The sequence below is a fragment of the Acinetobacter calcoaceticus genome, from assembly GCF_016508255.1.
Taxonomy (GTDB): domain Bacteria; phylum Pseudomonadota; class Gammaproteobacteria; order Pseudomonadales; family Moraxellaceae; genus Acinetobacter; species Acinetobacter calcoaceticus_E.
The window spans coordinates 120,690-140,106 of sequence record NZ_JADVKT010000008.1 but is presented as its reverse complement, the minus strand read 5'-3'; the positions used below and the strand labels follow the sequence as shown (position 1 = coordinate 140,106).

The following is a 19,417-nucleotide window of genomic DNA, read 5'->3' as shown; positions in this document are numbered from 1 at the left end:
GTCTTTACAGACTGTGTTTAATCAAAAAATGAGCATAAAAAAAGACCACGCAGGAGCGTGGTCTGTAAAATGGTGGCTATGACGAGACTTGAACTTGTGACCCCCGCATTATGAGTGCGGTGCTCTAACCAACTGAGCTACATAGCCTTAAACTGTGCGCGCATTATCTTAGCTTCTTTAACGCGCGTCAAGAAAAATTTTAAATAAATTAGGTGAAGTGAGCCTATAAGCCGGGTTCTGTCGAGGATGGTCATTCCTCTAGGCGTACAATCACTCATACGCTCAAGCGACCTACCCGAATCCAGTACGGGCCGTACCTCAGGATTCCTATTTGGTCTTGCTTCTGGTGGGGTTTACCATGCCGTGAACTGTTACCAGACACGCGGTGCGCTCTTACCGCACCCTTTCACCCTTACCTCACGAATGAGGCGGTCTACTCTCTGCTGCACTTTCCGTCGGCTTTCACCGCCCAGGCGTTACCTGGCACCCTGCCCTATGAAGCCCGGACTTTCCTCCCCTGCTTCAGTCACGAAGACCTCCACAGCAGCGACCATCCAGCTCACCTCAGGGGCGCATATTACCAAATTTATTTACTAATTGCTCGTGCTTTTTTGAGCAATTAATTTTTTATATTTGTCGAATAGCTGTTCTTCCGTTTCCTCATGCTGTGGATCTTTAGGAATACAATCTACAGGACAAAACAACTGACATTGCGGTTGGTCATGATGACCAACGCATTCAGTGCATAAATCGGGATGAATTTCATAAATCACTTCACCCATAAAAATTGCTTCATTGGGGCAAACTGGTTCACAAACATCACAGTTTATACATTCATCGGTGATATATAACGACACGTTACCAACCTTGTTGATGTTTACGTTCAAAGGCCTCAACCACAGCTTGCGGAACAAACTTGGTTACATCCCCTTTTAAACGAGCAATTTCCCGAATTAATGTCGAAGAAATAAAAGAATATTGCTCAGATGGTGTTAAGAACACTGCTTCAAAATGTGGGTCAAGTTGACGGTTCATATTGGCAAGTTGAAATTCATATTCAAAGTCAGAAACTGCTCTTAAACCACGTAGTACCGCTGTTGCCTTTTGCTCTTTAAAAAAATTAACCAGTAAACCATCAAAGCCTACAAACTCAACATTTGATAAGTGACCTAAAGATGATTGTGCCAGTGCAACTCTCTCTTCTAAGCTGAACAAAGGATTTTTATGATGTCCAATCGCAATTGCTACTACAACCTCATCAAACATTCTTGATGCTCTAGTAACTAAATCAACGTGTCCATTCGTGATGGGGTCAAATGTTCCAGGATAAATTACACGCGTTTTAGACATCCGCTAGTACTCTAATTGTATTGTGAACCTATTTTAGCAAAAGTTATACATGAGGCGAAATATTCACGTGCAGGAAAAACTTCACCTTAGCATCAGTTTACGGCACAATAGGCATAATTGTGGAAGTTTGAATTATGGCGAAAGCAACAGTAGTAAAGAAACATAATGGCGGAACAATCGCACAAAATAAACGTGCCCGTCATGATTATTTTATCGAAGAAAAATTTGAAGCAGGCATGTCACTTCAAGGTTGGGAAGTAAAGTCCTTACGTGCTGGGCGCATGACTCTAACCGAAAGTTATGTCATTTTCAAAAATGGTGAAGCATTTTTACTTGGCTCACAAATTCAGCCGTTATTATCGGCTTCGACCCATGTTGTACCTGAAGCAACACGTACACGTAAATTATTGCTTTCCCGACGTCAGCTTGAACACCTAATGGGTGCAGTTAACCAGAAAGGTTACTCATGCGTACCTTTAGCGTGTTACTGGAAAGGTCACTTAGTCAAACTAGAAATTGCGCTTGTGAAGGGTAAACAGCTTCATGACAAACGTGCAACTGAAAAAGACCGTGACTGGCAACGTGATAAAGCTCGCATATTTCATAAGTAATAAAAAAACCTTTAAAGTTAACTTTAAAGGTTTTTTTATGTCACGTTGAATTTAGCAAAATTTTAAATTGCCATAACAGTTTGGCGCAAAAGATTGATTTTTAAGTTGTAAATCTTTCAATGGGAAATTTACAATTGTACTTGGTAATTTAACTTCCCCTACTGCTAAGTCTTCACCAAACAAACAGTTTAAAAGATTACATCTCACAGGATTTGCGGTTAAATAACCACTAATCGGATCGACCACCTGCTTTAAAACATCATTAGTTATCTCAATTTGTTTACTAGGCGTAACATTGCCAATATCAATTTCATCATCAAATGCCAGCCACCATCCCCGTTCTGCTGCCGCATCTGCACCGGGCCAAAATATTTGTTGGCCTTGCAAAGAGAGTGAGAAAGGATTATTTAATTCAATTTTATGAATAAATCCCAAGTTTTGATCAACTGTGAGCGCCGCTCTTAATCCTGTAATGCTACCCGTTACTTTTTTTTGTAAATTTAATAGGCCAAGTGCGGCATTAATAGAAGCTTTTAGATCTCCGGAGAAGTTAAGTTGATCAATATTTGCCATTCCGTTCAACATAACATTGTTCATTCTTGATCCAGATATAACTTGCCCGTTAATAACAATAGGTGCAGTGGTCTGTTGTAATTGCAGATTATAATCAGACGAGTTAAATCCTAAAGGAATACAAATTCCGATACATGCATTAACAGTCCCATCAATGGTCTTGCCTGTATCTTGATAAGACATATTACGAGCAGCGGTATAAGCTAAACCAGTGGTATCTTTAATTTTCAAGTAACCACTTAAACTATTAATTCCATTCGGTGTTTCTGAATTTTCAAGTCCCATCGTCAATAATCCCATGACCTTTTCAGCACTTAGACGAAAACCTTTAATTTCTCTTAAGGCAGCACTATTTGGATTTTTAATCGCAAATTCAATAAAGGGATTACTAAAAACTGCAGAAGATGAAGCTCGACCATCACTCGTATCACTTAAACCACTTAAGCTTAGGTTATCAATATCAATATCACATCCACCTAAACCGTTTACGCCTCCACATCCTAACTGCACCTTATTAACATTGGCATTTAATTCAAGATTTGCTTCTAAACCCAATTTATAAAAGCCAATATTTTGCTGATTCATTGAAGCATCAGCTTGTTTTGGGTCTGTATAGGTAAATGAAAATAATGCCTGAGCTTCAACTTTAGAAAGCTCTGAATCACTGAGTGGAACAAGATTTATAGATTCTAAATTGGCATAGCTTAAAGTAGCCCAACTCAGACAAAGAGCTGTTAAAAAAATTTTCATGATTATTCCATTTTTTTATTTATTAGGATTTAGACATCATTGTCCAAATAAACCATTTGGTAAAAAATAATCAAAAAAAAGAACAAAAAAAATACAACTTTTTTGTAATTAAAATAAAAATATAAAATTTATTTATATAAAAACAAATGCTTATTTTAACTTATGCGATAAAGTAATCCAGCAATATATTCACCAAACCATTTAGCTGTATCCAAGTCACCTTGTGGAGGAGTAACTTCAACAGGGGCATTATCTGACTGGGTCATTAAGCCTAAACAACTCGATAATCGGTTTAAATCTTTTTCACTATGGCCTGTGGTCATTAAAGGCAAACCTGACCACAACATGCCATGTTGCATGGCAAAGATATTTAATTGTTGTAATACCGCTAATTTATCACCACTCAATCCACCCGAATTTGCAAAGCCAGCTGCTAACTTGCCTTGCCACAAACGTTCTTTCCAACGTTTAGAAGTACTGTCCATAAACTTTTTAAAATCTGCACTTACACTTCCCATATAAGTTGGTGATCCGAAAATAATGCCCTGCGAAGCATCAAGTGCATCCCAATCAATATGTTCAATATTCATTAAATGTACTTTGACTCCCATCACCTCTGCACCAGCAGCAATAGCCGCAGCAACTTTTGCAGTGTGACCATATGGACTGTGGTAAACAATAGAGAGATGTTTTTCAGGCAAAGACATAAGAATAAAGTTTTGTGCGATTTTTTCTATTTTATCATTTTATTAACACTTGCTAAACCTTCATCTATAAATATGAAATTTCAGTTTTTTCTTATATCTCATAAAAGAGCTATTTAAAAAATCAAAATAAAGGCGCTATTATTTTGCTTAATTAAGTACAAAATAAGAGCGCCTTTTACTAATAGTTATCAAACCTACATAAAAATAAAAGTAGCCATACGTCCAGTCTTCGCATCACGGCGATAAGAAAAATACTCATCGCTTTGTTGATAAGAACATTGGTCTCCACCTACAACCTGTTTCACACCTAGACTCTGCAAAATAAAACGTGCAATTGCATATAAATCTGCATGAAACTTGTCTGGGGCCACGCCCTCAGCAAAAGCTGTTTCCAATTCAGGATACTTACTACAAAAAGCAGCCTTTACTTCAGCCCCAATTTCAAAACAAGGTTGGCTAATGGCAGCCCCCATCCATGCCCAAGTTGGAGGATTTTGCATAGCGGCAACTGTATTTTCAATAATGCCGCCTGCTAAACCACGCCAACCTGCATGCAAGTTTGCAACTTCTGTACCTTCTGCATTGCCTAACACAACAGGTAAACAATCTGCTGTCATCATCATGAGAGCATGACCTTTGGTCTGAGTGACCAAACCATCACCGATTAAAGCCTTAAAAGGAATTTGTTCATTTACTGTATGGCAAATCGTACTATGTGTTTGAGTCATCCATGTCATCTTTTTAACCCCAAACTGAGCAAACTCATCTAACAATATCATTCGATGCTGCTGTACGCGTGCCGCATCATCATTAACATGTAAAGCTAGATTGAAACCTGATAATTCAGGATGCTTTGTCGGTAATGTCAATGGATGTTGAACATGTGTCTGCCCCACATATACGCCTTGAGGTAATCCTTGAACAAATTCCATATTAAGTTCCTTAGTAGGCTGCGTTTTCGGTACGCAATACATTTACTAAATGCGTAAAATCTTCAGGCCACGGCGCTTCAAATATCATTTCCTCACCTGTGCGAGGATGCTTTAAACCTAATTTAGCTGCATGTAACGCTTGGCGCCTAAAACCACGCAAAGTTTCAATGAGTAATTCAGATGCCCCAGCAGGTACACGTACACGGTTCATATAAATCTGATCACCGATCAAACCATAGCCGATATAACTAAAATGCACACGAATCTGATGCGTTCGTCCTGTTTCAAGACGAGCTTGCACACGAGTAAAATCTTTAAAGCGCTCTTTTACATTGTAATGGGTCACTGCATCTCGCCCACCCGGTAAAATTGCCATTTTCACACGGTCAACCGGATGGCGTTTGATTGGTTCATCAATTGTGCCACCAGCAATAACATTTCCATAAACAACCAAATCATATAAACGGTAAACCGATTTACTTGCCAGCTGTTTACTTAAAGAAAATTGAGCTTCTAGTGTTTTTGCGACAACCAATAAACCGCTGGTGTCTTTATCAATACGATGTACCAAACCAGCACGAGAGAGTTCTGCTAATTTTGGGAAATGATAAAGTAAGGCATTTACCAAAGTTCCAGAACTATTACCTGCCCCAGGATGTACCACCATGCCGACTGGTTTATTGATGATTAAAATATCGTCATCTTCATAAACAACATTAAGTGGAATGTTTTCAGGTTGACTGGTGGTCTGAGCTTCGAGTTCAACCTCGAGTGTAAGCAGCTCTGTACCTTCACAACGGTACTTAGGCTTGACGATGTTACCATTCACCAACAGATGGCCATCCTTCAACCATTGTTTAAGCTTTTCACGTGAAAACTCATTCCACACCAAGGCCGCGACCTGATCGATACGTTGTCCCAGATAGCTTTCATCTAGCTGAACTTGCAACGATAAACGTGTTGCAGTTGTATCAGAAGTATGGTTATCTGCATCCTCAGAATCTTCAAGTAAATTGAAGTCGGTTTCAGATAAGTTTGTGTTTGAAGATTGTGCTGAAGTCATTTGATCATTGAGATAAAAGTGGTTTAATAGCGCAATTGTAGCTCATTGCCCAACATAACAGAGGAGTTTTTATGTCGCTACCACGTTATAAAATTACGATGCTTGCCTTATCTTTAGGTTTAGCGTCTGCATTTGTGGGCTGTAGCAGCAATCCAAGTAAAAAAGAAGTGGTCGATAGTGGCCCTCAATCTAGTGAACAAGCTTACTTCGAAAAGGCCCAAAAGTCGCTTGACCGTGGTCAATATCTTGATGCGACCAAGTCTTTAGAAGCAATCGATACTTATTATCCGACTGGACAATACGCACAACAAGCACAACTTGAACTTCTATATTCGAAATTTAAACAAAAAGATTATGAAGGCGCGATTGCCTTAGCAGAACGTTTTATTCGTTTAAATCCTCAACATCCAAATGTGGATTATGCTTATTATGTTCGTGCTGTGGCGAATATGGAGCAAAACTACGACAGTTTGATGCGCTATACGTCTTTGCAACAATCTCATCGTGATGTGAGTTATTTAAAAGTTGCTTATCAGAATTTTGTTGATTTAATTCGTCGTTTCCCAAGTAGCCAATATTCTGTTGATGCCGCTCAGCGCATGAAGTTTATTGGACAAGAGCTTGCTGAAAATGAAATGACTGCAGCACGCTTTAACGTTAAACGTAAAGCTTGGATCGCTGCTGCAGAGCGTTCTCAATGGGTAATTGAACATTATCCACAGACTCCTCAAGTTCCAGAAGCATTAGCGACTTTGGCATATAGCTATGGCCAATTAGGTGATAAAGCAACTTCTCAACAATATATTGAAGTTTTAAAGCTTAATTATCCGAACCTAGTGAAAAAAGACGGTACGGTTAACATGCGCGCTGCCCGTAAAGAAGGCAACTGGATTAATCGTGCAACTTTGGGTATTTTTGGGCGTGAATCTACGGCTGCAACTCCAGAAAGCACAACTGAAGCAGAAGCTCCAAAACGTGGCTTCCTCAATCGCGTGAGCTTTGGTTTAATTGGTAATTCGAACAAAGAAGAAACTGAAAAACCAGAAAAAACACCCGTTGAAAGCTCAAAACCAGAACGTAGTTGGACAAATCGTTTAAGCTTCGGTTTATTAGGCAAACCTGAGCCACAACCAGCAGAAAATACAACTGTTGCTCCTGCTGTTACTTCTACCGATGTATCGACTAATTCTCAATCAGATGATGCAAAACAAGGCACTAACGACGCTGCTCAATAAGTTTCAACCTTAAAAAGCACCAACAAACAGGCAAGTGATACCACTTGCCTGTTTGTTTTTATAAAATATTAAAATATTTATTGTGTAGATCTTGCTTCATCATGTCAGAATATTCTGACTCACTCTCTCATCAGTTTTAATACGGTTATCTGAATTATGGCAATTCCACAACATACGATTGATCAGATTTTAGATCGCACAGATATTGTCGATCTGATTGGTCAGCGTGTGAAACTGAAAAAGACGGGACGTACATATTCCGGCTGTTGCCCTTTTCATCAAGAAAAATCCCCATCGTTCCATGTCTATCGAGACAAGCAGTATTATCACTGTTTTGGTTGTCAGGCCAACGGTAACGCAATCCGTTTTCTCATGGACATTGATAACCGAAATTTTATAGATGTAATGAAAGAGTTATCGAGTAGCTCTGGAGTCGAATTACCCAAAGATAATACCGAAAACAAAAAACTATCTTATACCCGTCAGGTTACGAAACCACCAGTTGCTAAAGCAAATGTGGCGGAGACTGTAACTCCGACTCCACAACAGCCAACTGATGAAAGCTACAACACACTTGAACCTGTATTTTTTGATGACCCATTTGCGCAGTTTGAACAGCCTTTTAGTTTTGATGAACCAGTTCAAGAAGGTAATTTATATGACTTACTGGAAAATATTGCTCAGTTCTATGAACATCAGTTACCTCATAGTCAAAAAGCAAAAAATTACTTTAAACAACGTGGCTTAACCAATCAGACTATTCAGTTTTGGCGCTTGGGCTATGCTCCAGAAGACTGGCAACACTTAGAAAAAGCTTTTCCTTATGACATTGATGGTTTAAAACAACTCGGCCTTATCCGTTCAAGCGATAATGGTCGTGATTTTGACTTATTACGTGACCGTGTCATTTTCCCGATTCGAGACCCTAAAGGTCGCGTCGTTGGTTTTGGCGGTCGTGCCTTAAATGATGAAATCAAGCCCAAATACATTAACTCGCCTGACTCAGAGGTCTTCCACAAGAATCAGCTGCTTTATGGGCTTTATGAAGGTAGAAAACTTAAATCTAACGATTGGTTAATGGTTGAAGGCTATATGGATGTCATTGCACTCCAGCAATATGGCATTACAGGTGCCGTCGCAACTTTAGGGACTGCAAGCAATACCGAACATCTTAATATTTTATTTAAACAAAATAGCCGAATTACTATCGCTTTTGACGGTGATGCTGCAGGACAAAAAGCAGCCCGTAGAACTTTAGAAATTGCTTTACCACTTCTCAATGATGGACGCGAACTCAAATTTTTTGTTCTACCGAATGACCACGACCCTGACTCTCTTATCCGTCGTGAAGGGCTTGAAAATTTCCAAAAACTATTACAACACTCCCCTCTTTTATCTGACTTTGTCTTTGCGCATTTAACAGGTCAACACGACATTAGCACCCCCGAAGGCAAAAGCTTGGTCATGGGAGAACTCAGAGAATTAACTGAACTATTACCCAAACAGGGTTCTTTCCGTTATCTACTTAGTCAATCTTTCCGTGAAAAACTCGGACTGGGTAAACGTTTTACACCACAAATCAGCCATGATGCCTCGCTTTCATTTAATATCCATACGAAAGATGAAGACTTTGCGATTGCAATTTTAATGAATCACCCTTTTCTTTATATTCATTTTGAAGGGTTACGTGCCTATATCCAGCAAGATGAATTGTTGGCAAAAGTACTGGCAATTTTAAATCGTATTTTTGATGACTTACCGGATGATCAGGAACTAGCAACTTATTATGTGCTGGGTGCTTGCAGTAGTTATTGTCATGAAATTGCCGACATCATGCAAAGAACAAATATACAGGCATTAACACAGGCACCTGAAGTAGCAGACAAGCTAGCCAAAGAATATGCTTTAGGCTTAAAAGAAAGATATTTACGTCAGAAGCTTAAGTCACCGATTTCTCTGATTGAATCAAGAAATCTAAGGCAGCAACTTAATGAATTAACAAAACAAATTAGCTTAAGACTATTGTCTTAATGTTTTGGTTTACGCTCATGATCAAACACATCCTGTAAATGTTGTTGTAACCATTCAAAATAATCAGGATTTTCTGCCTTGGCAGCTTCGCGTAGTAAGATAGATGTTGGATGCATAAGCTTTTGCGTCAAACGATGCGCGAATTGCTGTAATACTTGCTCAGCATTCTCACCGTGATGCAACGCCTCTAATGCATGCTTAAGCTCTTGTTGACTCACTTCTTCACTATGTTGTCGGTAAGCGTGAATTGTGCTGCCTGCTTCTTTAACTTTTTGATGAGTAATAAGCTGGGTAGCTAATTGATTAACCATGACTTCTGCTTCAACAGCCGCCTGGCGTCGTTGAGCGAGGTTCTCATCAATCACACTTTGTAAATCGTCAACACCATATAAATAGACACCATCAAGCGCTTCAACTTTAGGGTCTATATCACGGGGCACAGCCAAATCAACCATTAACATTTGTTGATAGCGACGTTTCTTTAATGCGGCCTTAACATCTGGATAAGCAATAACTTGATATAAACTGCCAGTACAGCTCGACACAACATCAGCACGATACAAGTTTTCAGCCAATGCGGCAAAATCAATAATTTCAACTTCAACCTGATGTGAAATTTCTTGAGCCAATTGGTCAGCACGCTCACGGCTACGATTACAAATAATAATTTTGGCGACGCCCATTTCAGCTAAATGTTTAGCAACTAAGCTATTCATTTCACCCGCAGCAACGACCATCACAGTAAGTTTTTCAGGCTTACTAAAAACCTGTAAAGCTAATTGTGCAACTGCATACCCCATCGAAACAGCATGGCTACCCACTGCGGTTTCGGAACGTACACGTTTAGCAGCATAAAAAGCGTATTCAAAGACACTGTTTAATTCAGGAGAGACTGTTTGGGCTTCTTTAGACAATGCTAAAGCACTTTTAACTTGGCCTAAAATTTGTGGCTCACCTAGCATCAGAGAGTCTAGACCACTTGCTACTCGCATTAAATGTGTAATTGCCTGCGTGTTCTCGTAACGATAAACATGATGAATTAAGTGCTTTACATCAATATTATTGGTATCGGCTAACCATTTTAGAAGGCTTTCGGCATTTTCCGCCATGGCATAAACTTCTGTACGGTTACACGTCGAAACGACCACCAAATCCTTTAAGCTTTGGTGATGACTTTGTTCGGCAAGCAAGCGACTTAATCGCTCTGCATTGAAAGCAATTTGTTCGCGGAGTTCGACAGAAGCTGTTTGATGGTTGACACCCAATGCAAAGAAAGACATATCAGATCATCATTTCGCTAAATTTATGCTATTGTGCAACATCGGTGTCATAAAAAGCATTACTTTGGATCAATAAAAATTGCGTCAAATGAATAGCCGTATTAATTTTAACGGTGCTTCGATAAGACAGTATTCTACCACATTCTTATTGTTAGGTAGCATGTCCTCACATCTCTATGCACGTCCTGTGCAAGAGACCTATGCCGTGCATTCATTTGATCAGGCATTAGAGCAAACTATGGTCGCTGAATTTGCTCTGGCTTATGATGACATTCCTAACGCTTTGCACAATTACACAGTCCTCGCAATTAAAAGTAACTCTACTTCAATTAAACAAAGAGCTTTAGACGTTGCTCTTGAATATAATGATTTTCAAGCCGCTTTAAATATTGCTACACATTGGGTAGCCCAAGAACCCAAAGATGTTCCTGCTTTATTCTATTTGTCACATATTGCTTTAAAAACACATGAATACCAGCTTGCCGCTGAAACATTAGATAAAATTTTAAAAATAGATCCCACTGCCGACTTGGAACAAATTTTAGCCAGTATTGCTCCAGAAAATGCTCAAGATCGAGATGTATTATTAACAGCTTTACGTTCTAGTGCAGAAAAAGATAACCCTTCTATTTTAGCCCTCATCGCCAACTTAGAAGCCCAAAATGGCCAATTAGAATCTGCTCTAACCAACATTAACAAGGCACTACGCCGACGTCCTAAAGTGACAAGCTTTATTTTAATGAAAGCAAACCTACTCATTGCCCTTAGCGATCAAGAAGGTGCGCTTAAATGGTATGCAAAGTCCAGCCGTAAATATAAGAAAAATTTAGACATTCGTTTAGCTGAAATCCGCTATCTCATACAAATTAATCAACCTCAACTCGCATTAGAAAAGCTTGAAAACGTGATAGAGGCTAATCCTAAAGCTGAAGAAGCATTGTTTATTGCAGGCTTAACCAGCATCGATTTAAAGCAGTATGACAAGGCAGAACAATATCTTGTTGACCTACGAAACTCTGCAAAATATCAAAATGAAGCCTATTATTACTTAGCAATTAATGCGGAACGCAAACAACATTATGAAACCGCAAAAGCTTACTATCGTTTAGTTGATGGCAGTTTATATATCGTTTCCAGACGCAATCTAATTGCAATATATGATAAACAAGAAAATTTACATGATGCTTTACGATTCCTCACTCAAGAACGCGTAAATTATCCCCAACATGCAAGTTTCTTATATCAAGCTCAAGCGGAAATCTTAAAGAAAATGGGCAATAAAAAAGCCGCATTAAATTTATTAGATGAAGCGATAAAGAATTTACCAGACGATCCGGAACTCATTTACGCAGAAGTTTTATTACTTGATCCATATACTGATCGAGATAAACTCGACAAAACATTAAAGCAATTATTACAACTTGAGCCTAACAGTCCAACTTACCTAAATGCATATGCTTACACTCTAGCCCTGCAAAACCGCAGGTTAAAAGAAGCACGTCAATATGCAGAGCAAGCTTTAGAATATGCGCCCGAACAAGCCTCAATTTTGGATACGCTTGGCTATATCTCATTTTTACAAAATGATTATGAAGCTGCGGCAGAGGCTTTAGGTAAGGCTTATGAACTTAGCCATAATATAAATATTGGCGTCCGTTATGCTAAAGCATTGTATATGCAAGGATCATTAACTCAATTTAGCGCTGTGTTACAACAACTGAAACAAAAACATGCCAATGATCCACAATTACACCAGCTTGATGCGTTAATTTTACCTACATCTGCAAAAAAGAGTTAAATATATGAGCAAATTTGCCCAACTGTGCACAGCGATCTGTGGGTCAAGTGTATTATTTCTAACCGGTTGTCAGCATTTTACTCAACCTAAACCAGCGGTTACTCAGCAAATTCAGGATGAAAAACACTTTAATTTACAAGGTAAAATCGGGGTTCGCACACCACAGCAAACTGGGAGTGCTTTTTTCACTTGGGTTCAACAACAAGATAATTTTGATATTGAATTAAGCGGTATTTTAGGGGTAGGAAAAACCCAAATTCAGGGTAAACCTGGTGAAGTAAAGTTAAATAGTGCCAAAACAGGATTAATTACAGCAGCTTCTCCTGAAGAACTTTTAGAGCGTGCAACTGGTTGGCAAGCACCAATTACTCATTTAACCAGTTGGATTGTGGCCAAACCTGCAACTCTAAATGCTCAAATCAGTAAAGATAATGAAAATCGTGTAAATCAGCTCATTGAAGATGGCTGGACTGTTAATTTCAGTTATGACGGTGAACAAACTTTGCCAAACAAACTGGTTTTAAAGCAAGCTCTTGCTGAAGATAAAGAAAACCGTATTACAATGGTCATCCAAAACCGCTAAGTCTAATTATATAAATCTATGATTCGAGTTCCTTCCCCAGCCAAGCTCAACCTGTTTTTACATATTACAGGCCGACGCGAAAATGGTTATCATGAGCTACAAACCATTTTCCAACTTATTGATTTATATGATTGGATGATATTTACGCCGACTTTGGATAAACAAATCGAAATTGATGGATTGAGTGAAGTCCGACCTGAAGAAAACCTGATTTATCGGGCTGCTCAAATACTAAAACCCCATGCAAAAAAATTCTGCGGTCTTCACATCAAAATTGAAAAAAATATTCCAATGGGCGCAGGTCTGGGCGGAGGTTCATCCAATGCCGCCACAACCTTGATTGTGTTAAATCAATTATGGGAATGTGGCCTGAATCAAGAACAACTTGCGAGCTATGGCGTGAAGCTTGGTGCCGATGTTCCTATTTTTATTTATGGTAAAAATGCATGGGCTGAAGGTATTGGTGAACATTTATCATTCATAGACTTAGATCAAAAACAGTTCATTATTTTAAAACCTGACTGTTTTATCAGCACTCAATTGCTTTTTTCACAAAAAACATTGACAAGAGACTCTAAGACCACTAAATTTTGCGCCTATCAGTTAGAACCTTCTAATTTTGGAAATAACTTTGAGCCATTAGCTCGACAGTTATACCCTGAAGTAGAAGAAGCGATGCGATATTTAGATCAGTTTGGTCAAGCAAAGCTTACAGGTACAGGTGCTTGTGTTTTTATTGAAGTAACAAATGAAATGAATATTGATGAAATTCTTAACCATTCACCATGTAAATCTTACTTGGTAAATAGTTTAAAAGAATCTCCTCTTAATCATTTTAAGGTTACACGTTAGGGGCGTCGCCAAGTGGTAAGGCACCGGGTTTTGATCTCGGCATCCGTTGGTTCGAATCCAGCCGCCCCTGCCAACCTCACCTGTAATGATGATTATATTAGGGGCGTCGCCAAGTGGTAAGGCACCGGGTTTTGATCTCGGCATCCGTTGGTTCGAATCCAGCCGCCCCTGCCATCATATATATCATCGAATTTAGGGGCGTCGCCAAGTGGTAAGGCACCGGGTTTTGATCTCGGCATCCGTTGGTTCGAATCCAGCCGCCCCTGCCATTCTCTTATTTTAAAGTCAGACTTAATTGCTATGCTTTTTGTTGATTAATCTTGACATTGCATTGCAAAACTATTAAAGTTCTGCCGCATTAGGGGCGTCGCCAAGTGGTAAGGCACCGGGTTTTGATCTCGGCATCCGTTGGTTCGAATCCAGCCGCCCCTGCCATCTATTTAATTACATACCAACCGCCAAGGGTGCTTCATGCCCAATCTTGTCGTTTTTAGTGGAAATGCTCATCCACAGTTCGCTCAAAAAGTCGTAAGTCACTTACACATCCCTCTAGGTGCTGCATCAGTCGGTCACTTTTCTGATGGAGAAATTTCAGTAGAAATTACTGAAAATGTTCGTGGCAAAGACGTATTTATCGTTCAGCCTACTTGTGCCCCTACCAATGATAACCTTATGGAAATCTTGGTTATGGCAGATGCTTTGCGTCGCGCAAGTGCTGGTCGTATTACCGCCGTTATCCCTTATTTTGGTTATGCTCGCCAAGACCGTCGTCCACGTTCTGCACGTGTACCGATTACAGCTAAAGTTGTTGCAGACATGCTTACCACTGTTGGTATTGATCGTGTCGTAATGATTGATTTACATGCTGACCAAATTCAGGGTTTCTTCGATATTCCAGTCGACAACATCTATGGTACTCCTGCTTTGCTTGCTGACTTACGTCAACAACAGCATGATAACCTTATGGTGGTTTCTCCTGACGTTGGTGGCGTAGTGCGTGCTCGTGCCGTTGCCAAACAAATGGGTGACATCGATTTAGCAATTATTGATAAACGTCGTCAAAAAGCCAATGAGTCGCAAGTTATGCACTTAATTGGTGACGTAAAAAATCGTGATTGCGTTATCGTAGATGACATGGTTGATACTGCCGGTACATTGTGCAAAGCAGCTGATGCGCTTAAGCAATTTGGTGCACGCCGTGTAGTTGCATACGCAACTCACCCTGTACTTTCTGGCAAAGCTATTGAAAACTTACGTAATTCAGTTATTGATGAATTGGTTGTCACTGACACCATTCCTCTTTCTGAAGAAGCATTAACCTTGGGTAAAATCCGTCAGGTTTCTGTTGCTAGCATGGTTGCTGAAACGATTCGTCGCATTAATAACGAAGAATCTATCAGCGCGATGTTCGATAGTTTATAATAGCGCAGCTTTTATGAACCCTGGCCTTGGCTGGGGTTTTCTATCACTAAACTGGTCGCAAGTTTAGTCTATTTAACTTTAATGAGGATTTACTCATGTCAAACTTCGTATTAAACGCTCAAGCGCGTGCTGAAGACAAACAAGGGAAAGGTGCGAGCCGCCGCCTTCGTCACGAAGCATTAATTCCAGCTATCATTTATGGTGGCAATGCTGAGCCTGTAGCTATTACTTTAGAACTTCGTCAGCTTGTAAAAGCTTTAGAAAACAATGCCTTCTTTGAAGAAGTTATAGAAATCCAAGTGGGCGACAAAGTTGAAAACGTTAAAATCCAAGCGTTACAACGTCACCCAGCGAAAAACACTCCTATGCACGCTGACTTTAAACGCGCATAAGTGTTGAAGGCGTAGATTAGTGTCAAATATTTCGCTAATTGTTGGTTTGGGTAATCCTGGTTCAGAATATGCCCAAACCCGCCATAATGCAGGCTTTTGGTTCATTGAACAGCTTGCTAATAAATATGGCATTACATTAAAAAATGATCCGAAATTTCACGGAATCAGTGGACGTGGTAATATAGAAGGATACGATGTCCGTCTACTTCTACCCACTACATTTATGAACCGTTCTGGACAAAGTGTAGTTCCATTCGCAAAATTCTATCAAATTGCTCCCGAAGCAATTTTGATTGCTCATGATGAACTTGATATGGACCCTGGTGTAATTCGTCTAAAAACAGGCGGAGGACATGGTGGTCATAATGGTTTACGTGATATTGTCCCTCATATTGGTCCAAACTTTCATCGTTTACGTATTGGCATCGGACACCCTGGCTCGAAAGAAAGAGTTTCAGGTCATGTACTTGGAAAAGCACCAAGTAGTGAACAAGGTCTGATGGATGCAGCAATTGACCATGCCCTTTCTAAAGTGAAACTACTTGTTCAAGGTCAAGTTCCACAGGCCATGAATCAAATTAATGCATATAAACCGACTTAAATTGTTGAACAATCAAGCTTGCTATCTTGCTTTTTTAGGAGCAAAATGCGCATCAGCCACTTTGCCAACAGCAAAAGAGCTATAGATTTCACCATAAGATCTTAATCTTAGGTCTACTCAGGAGACGCTAGCCATGCTATCTCGTTTATTAAAATGCAAAATTCACCGTGCAGTTGTAACCCATGCTGAACTTCACTATGAAGGTTCTTGTGCAATTGATGGCGTATTGATGGACTTAGCTGGTATTCGTGAATATGAAGAAATTCATGTTTGGAATGTAACCAATGGCAAACGCTTCACGACCTATGCGATTCGTGGTGAAGATAACTCTGGAATTATTTCAGTAAATGGCGGTGCTGCACATCAAGCTGATGTTGGCGATTTAGTGATTATTGCTACGTTTGGTGATTTCACAGAAGTTGAAGCAAATGCTCATAAACCACGTTTGGTCTATGCAAATCCAAACAATACAGTTAACCACACAGCGAATTGTATTCCTGTCCAAGTTGCCTAATTTATTCTAAGAATAAAAAAAAGCCCGCATCGACGGGCTTTTATAATTTTATAGATCCTTAATAGTTCCGCCCCACCAGTTCTTTTGTTGTTTACAATTTAAAGGCTGAAGCTCTTTTCCTCGCAAATCAAACAGAATCGCCTCTCCTTTTGGATTTACTTTAAACTCAGCATATTTGGCTTTTTCATAACATTGAGCCAAGCCCTCCGCAAATAAAAAACTGCGAGAGGCAGGATATAAAGCCTGAAAACGATTTTCAGGATTTTTTAAAATTAAATTTTGCCCAGCAAATGAATTATTGGTATCTAAAACTGTACGAACTACGCGATTTTGTGAATCTAAAATAACTTTTGCGGTAACGGAAGAATGATTAAAAATCATCTGATCTAAAGCCTCACTCTCACTTCCTGCAAGAGCTTTAAGAGATTGTAAATTTAATTCATAAGCCAATGCCATGTAGTCACCTTGCAAAATTGAACGCGGATCAACAGGCTTAAGCTGAATAAAAATACTTTTACTATGGTGCAAATGCCATTCACTTTTGCTTACCAATCCGACTAATAACAATATGGTGACCATTGCAAGAATAAGGGAAAAATACTTCTTCATTATTTTTCTCCTTCAATCAAGTTACGTTGATTTTCATGGTGAAGCAACCAATACAAAACCAACACTACAATACCTGAAATAAAAATTGATGCGCTCTTAGCCAGAAAAGTTACTTGTAAATTATAATAAAGTTGCCAAAACACAAAGACAAATACAGCTAAAGTAACTCCATAAACAATATAATCTTTTTCTTTTAAAGCCCAAGTTAAGATCATAAATAAAATGAAAATTTCAAAATAGCCGAGTGCAATAAGCAATATACCAAAAATTAAAAAGGCAAAAAATGCTGCTCTTTTAAGCTGCGTATATAAATAAAAAGAACTAAAACATAATAACCAAAGACTAGGTAATAGATAGAATACCCATAACTTCCAGTCTATGGAACTTTCTGGAACTAACCCCATAAAAGTATCGAAAAAAGAAGCTACTACAATTACTACCAGCACACATAAAAAAATACTACGCTCATATAGAGCTATTGATTTTTTCTTAGGCAAAAGCATCAAACTAAAAACAAAATAGTTAAGTAGCGTTAAATTTAAATAGGTCTGAATAGACTCTACTGACCACAAGGAATGGTCCAATTGCAGCAAATAGATAAATGCTATGCCATAAGTGGCTAGCATTTGAATTAAAATGAAAAACCAATGAGGTTTAAACAGATAACTGATACATAAAATAATAATTTGAGCAATTAACACCCATAGTATTTGATTTGTTTCAGACCCTAGATGAAACAAAAAAGCAGTCTGACCACTTATAAATAAACAGTAGGCAAATTGCCGAATGAAGTAGTGTTGTGATTTTTTCAATAAAACAGAAGCTATAACAACAAAAATAACTTCTATAATTAATGAAATGGTTTCCCAAAATACTAATGTAAAAGTCGCGAGTGCTAGACCAGCAAGCCAAGCGCCAATTGCTAAAGGAATCACATAAAAGCGGCTTTGACGAAAGATTTTTATTAAAAAATAACTAATCAATGCAAACCAGATAAAAATAATGCCTGCAATCAACAAGAAGATAAATTCATTAGAGTCTTTAAATAATTTAGTAATGCCATCCACAAGCCATATTGTTGCAGTCACACCAAGGATAGCAGCCATCAAACTGGCACATAACTGATCGTCTTTTTTCAAGAAATAGTAAAAAGCGATTATTCCCAAAAAAAATGCTGAGATCAGATAAGGAATATTGCCATTAGATAAAAATTGAATCATCCCAATGATTGAAATGGTGGCAACCCAAGCGATAAACACAAAACGTAAAGCAGGGTACTTCTTTATACACACCCAAAACTCGATGAGACTTAATAAATTTAAGGCAAATAGATATAAATAAGGAAATTTTTCCAACCAAAAAGTTTGCTTAAAAAATAAAAAAAGCGAGAGTTGGCTAGTTATACAAATTAAAGCAAAAATTCCAATATTCGGCCGATATAGCCAAGGCAATAAAAGTAATGTCCAAATCAAAAAAAGCAGGTAACTGTCTGCCCCAGTTTGATAAATCTGTCCAATTACAGCCAAACTTAAGCCTATCATCAAGCCACAAACACCATGTAAAGTCTGCCTAACTCCTTCACTTAAGGTATCTTTTACACTGATCCATGCTGTCACAAGTAATATAAGTGGAGCAATAGCAAGCTGAATGTTGTCTGGAAGCATTAACCAGTTAGCAGCAATTAAATAAAGAATACTTACCGCCATAAATACATAACCGAAAATATGGAGATGCTGAATAAATAAAGTATTCCTAAGGGGATAATTATCTCGTAGCTGCATGAAAAACCCATTTTATTTATAATTTTCTATAAAAAACATAGCATTCCATTTCCATATCAACAAGTAAGCTCTTGTTAAAAAGCTTATTTCCATTTGTGAAAATACTTATTCATAAAGAAACTTAGCATTCTACAAAAGCATCTAGCCAATTTTATCAAGCGCGCTATAATAAAACCCATCGCTTCAGGGCGGGGTGTAATTCCCCACCGGTGGTAAAGTTAATTTTTATTGATAGATTGACAAGCCCACGAGCTTAAATTGTGTAATTTGAGCAGATTTGGTGAAACTCCAAAGCCGACGGTATAGTCCGGATGAAAGAAGACGACGAACTGG

General features: G+C 38.7%; 19 protein-coding genes, 5 tRNA genes, 1 other RNA gene and 1 riboswitch. Of the genes, 14 read left to right on the top strand and 11 right to left on the bottom strand.

Annotated features, from left to right (window positions below; all coding sequences use genetic code 11):
* Window positions 1-70 precede the first annotated feature (70 nt).
* From I5515_RS15050 to coaD, 4 genes are all read right to left on the bottom strand, one after another.
* Window positions 71-147, bottom strand: a tRNA-Met gene (locus I5515_RS15050).
* A 63-nt stretch (window positions 148-210) separates the two neighbouring features.
* Window positions 211-566, bottom strand: an RNA gene (gene rnpB, locus I5515_RS15045) — RNase P RNA component class A.
* A gap of 27 nt (window positions 567-593) precedes the next feature.
* On the bottom strand, window positions 594-857 hold the full coding sequence (locus tag I5515_RS15040; protein ID WP_004794186.1) for a YfhL family 4Fe-4S dicluster ferredoxin: 264 nt from the start codon (window positions 855-857) through the stop codon (window positions 594-596).
* Window position 858: 1 nt separating this feature from the next.
* On the bottom strand, window positions 859-1,350 hold the full coding sequence (gene coaD, locus I5515_RS15035; RefSeq protein ID WP_000047853.1) for a pantetheine-phosphate adenylyltransferase: 492 nt from the start codon (window positions 1,348-1,350) through the stop codon (window positions 859-861).
* Between the two features lie 134 nt (window positions 1,351-1,484).
* On the opposite strand from coaD, the gene smpB reads away from it, so the two are divergent.
* Entirely contained in the window at window positions 1,485-1,961 is a 477-nt protein-coding gene (gene smpB, locus I5515_RS15030) for an SsrA-binding protein SmpB (RefSeq protein WP_004641603.1), read from the top strand.
* Window positions 1,962-2,012: 51 nt separating this feature from the next.
* On the opposite strand, the gene I5515_RS15025 is transcribed toward smpB, so the two are convergent.
* The 4 genes from I5515_RS15025 to rluD all read right to left on the bottom strand — a co-directional run bounded on the left by I5515_RS15025 (window position 2,013) and on the right by rluD (window position 5,986).
* Window positions 2,013-3,284 carry a hypothetical protein gene (locus I5515_RS15025; protein WP_199968244.1) on the bottom strand — a complete coding sequence of 424 codons (1,272 nt, stop codon included), beginning with the start codon at window positions 3,282-3,284 and terminating at the stop codon, window positions 2,013-2,015.
* 155 nt (window positions 3,285-3,439) lie between these two features.
* Window positions 3,440-3,991, bottom strand: a complete 552-nt coding sequence (locus I5515_RS15020) for a flavodoxin family protein (RefSeq protein WP_199968242.1) — start codon at window positions 3,989-3,991, stop codon at window positions 3,440-3,442.
* Window positions 3,992-4,185: 194 nt separating this feature from the next.
* Window positions 4,186-4,923: a peptidoglycan editing factor PgeF gene (gene pgeF, locus I5515_RS15015; RefSeq protein ID WP_199968240.1), complete on the bottom strand. Its 738-nt coding sequence runs from the start codon at window positions 4,921-4,923 to the stop codon at window positions 4,186-4,188.
* Between the two features lie 10 nt (window positions 4,924-4,933).
* Window positions 4,934-5,986, bottom strand: coding sequence for a 23S rRNA pseudouridine(1911/1915/1917) synthase RluD (gene rluD / locus I5515_RS15010; RefSeq protein ID WP_199968238.1), 1,053 nt, complete (start codon window positions 5,984-5,986; stop codon window positions 4,934-4,936).
* 71 nt (window positions 5,987-6,057) lie between these two features.
* On the opposite strand from rluD, the gene I5515_RS15005 reads away from it, so the two are divergent.
* A complete protein-coding gene (locus tag I5515_RS15005; RefSeq protein WP_199968236.1) occupies window positions 6,058-7,221 on the top strand; it encodes an outer membrane protein assembly factor BamD in 1,164 nt (387 codons plus the stop codon).
* 156 nt (window positions 7,222-7,377) lie between these two features.
* Window positions 7,378-9,252 carry a DNA primase gene (locus I5515_RS15000; RefSeq protein ID WP_199968234.1) on the top strand — a complete coding sequence of 625 codons (1,875 nt, stop codon included), beginning with the start codon at window positions 7,378-7,380 and terminating at the stop codon, window positions 9,250-9,252.
* On the opposite strand, the gene hemA is transcribed toward I5515_RS15000, so the two are convergent.
* Window positions 9,249-10,532 carry a glutamyl-tRNA reductase gene (gene hemA, locus I5515_RS14995; protein WP_199968232.1) on the bottom strand — a complete coding sequence of 428 codons (1,284 nt, stop codon included), beginning with the start codon at window positions 10,530-10,532 and terminating at the stop codon, window positions 9,249-9,251. The two genes, I5515_RS15000 and hemA, sit on opposite strands and share 4 nt — an antisense overlap.
* 88 nt (window positions 10,533-10,620) lie before the next feature.
* Between hemA and I5515_RS14990 the strand changes: the two genes are divergently transcribed.
* From I5515_RS14990 to panD, 11 genes are all read left to right on the top strand, one after another.
* Window positions 10,621-12,330: a tetratricopeptide repeat protein gene (locus tag I5515_RS14990; protein WP_199968263.1), complete on the top strand. Its 1,710-nt coding sequence runs from the start codon at window positions 10,621-10,623 to the stop codon at window positions 12,328-12,330.
* Window positions 12,331-12,334: 4 nt separating this feature from the next.
* Complete coding sequence (gene lolB / locus I5515_RS14985; RefSeq protein WP_199968230.1) at window positions 12,335-12,913, top strand: lipoprotein insertase outer membrane protein LolB; 579 nt, start codon at window positions 12,335-12,337, stop codon at window positions 12,911-12,913.
* Window positions 12,914-12,931: 18 nt separating this feature from the next.
* Window positions 12,932-13,765, top strand: coding sequence for a 4-(cytidine 5'-diphospho)-2-C-methyl-D-erythritol kinase (gene ispE / locus I5515_RS14980; protein WP_199968227.1), 834 nt, complete (start codon window positions 12,932-12,934; stop codon window positions 13,763-13,765).
* Window positions 13,764-13,838: transfer RNA gene (locus tag I5515_RS14975), tRNA-Gln, on the top strand. Before ispE ends, I5515_RS14975 begins: the two co-directional genes overlap by 2 nt.
* A gap of 26 nt (window positions 13,839-13,864) precedes the next feature.
* Window positions 13,865-13,939, top strand: a tRNA-Gln gene (locus I5515_RS14970).
* 20 nt (window positions 13,940-13,959) lie between these two features.
* A tRNA-Gln gene (locus I5515_RS14965) sits at window positions 13,960-14,034 on the top strand.
* A gap of 91 nt (window positions 14,035-14,125) precedes the next feature.
* Window positions 14,126-14,200: transfer RNA gene (locus I5515_RS14960), tRNA-Gln, on the top strand.
* 36 nt (window positions 14,201-14,236) lie between these two features.
* Complete coding sequence (locus I5515_RS14955; RefSeq protein ID WP_151767209.1) at window positions 14,237-15,187, top strand: ribose-phosphate pyrophosphokinase; 951 nt, start codon at window positions 14,237-14,239, stop codon at window positions 15,185-15,187.
* A gap of 95 nt (window positions 15,188-15,282) precedes the next feature.
* Entirely contained in the window at window positions 15,283-15,579 is a 297-nt protein-coding gene (gene rplY / locus I5515_RS14950) for a 50S ribosomal protein L25 (RefSeq protein ID WP_004641581.1), read from the top strand.
* Window positions 15,580-15,598: 19 nt separating this feature from the next.
* Entirely contained in the window at window positions 15,599-16,180 is a 582-nt protein-coding gene (gene pth, locus I5515_RS14945; protein WP_199968226.1) for an aminoacyl-tRNA hydrolase, read from the top strand.
* 133 nt (window positions 16,181-16,313) lie between these two features.
* Window positions 16,314-16,694, top strand: a complete 381-nt coding sequence (gene panD / locus I5515_RS14940; protein ID WP_151792292.1) for an aspartate 1-decarboxylase — start codon at window positions 16,314-16,316, stop codon at window positions 16,692-16,694.
* A 48-nt stretch (window positions 16,695-16,742) separates the two neighbouring features.
* Here the strand turns inward: panD and I5515_RS14935 are convergent, their stop codons facing one another.
* Window positions 16,743-17,303: a GDYXXLXY domain-containing protein gene (locus I5515_RS14935; RefSeq protein ID WP_199968225.1), complete on the bottom strand. Its 561-nt coding sequence runs from the start codon at window positions 17,301-17,303 to the stop codon at window positions 16,743-16,745.
* Window positions 17,303-19,084 (bottom strand): DUF2157 domain-containing protein, encoded by a 1,782-nt coding sequence (locus tag I5515_RS14930; RefSeq protein WP_199968224.1) that lies wholly within the window; start codon window positions 19,082-19,084, stop codon window positions 17,303-17,305. The genes I5515_RS14935 and I5515_RS14930 overlap by 1 nt, the downstream gene beginning before the upstream one ends.
* A 176-nt stretch (window positions 19,085-19,260) precedes the next feature.
* A riboswitch (FMN riboswitch) is annotated at window positions 19,261-19,411 on the top strand.
* The last annotated feature ends 6 nt before the right edge of the window (window positions 19,412-19,417 follow it).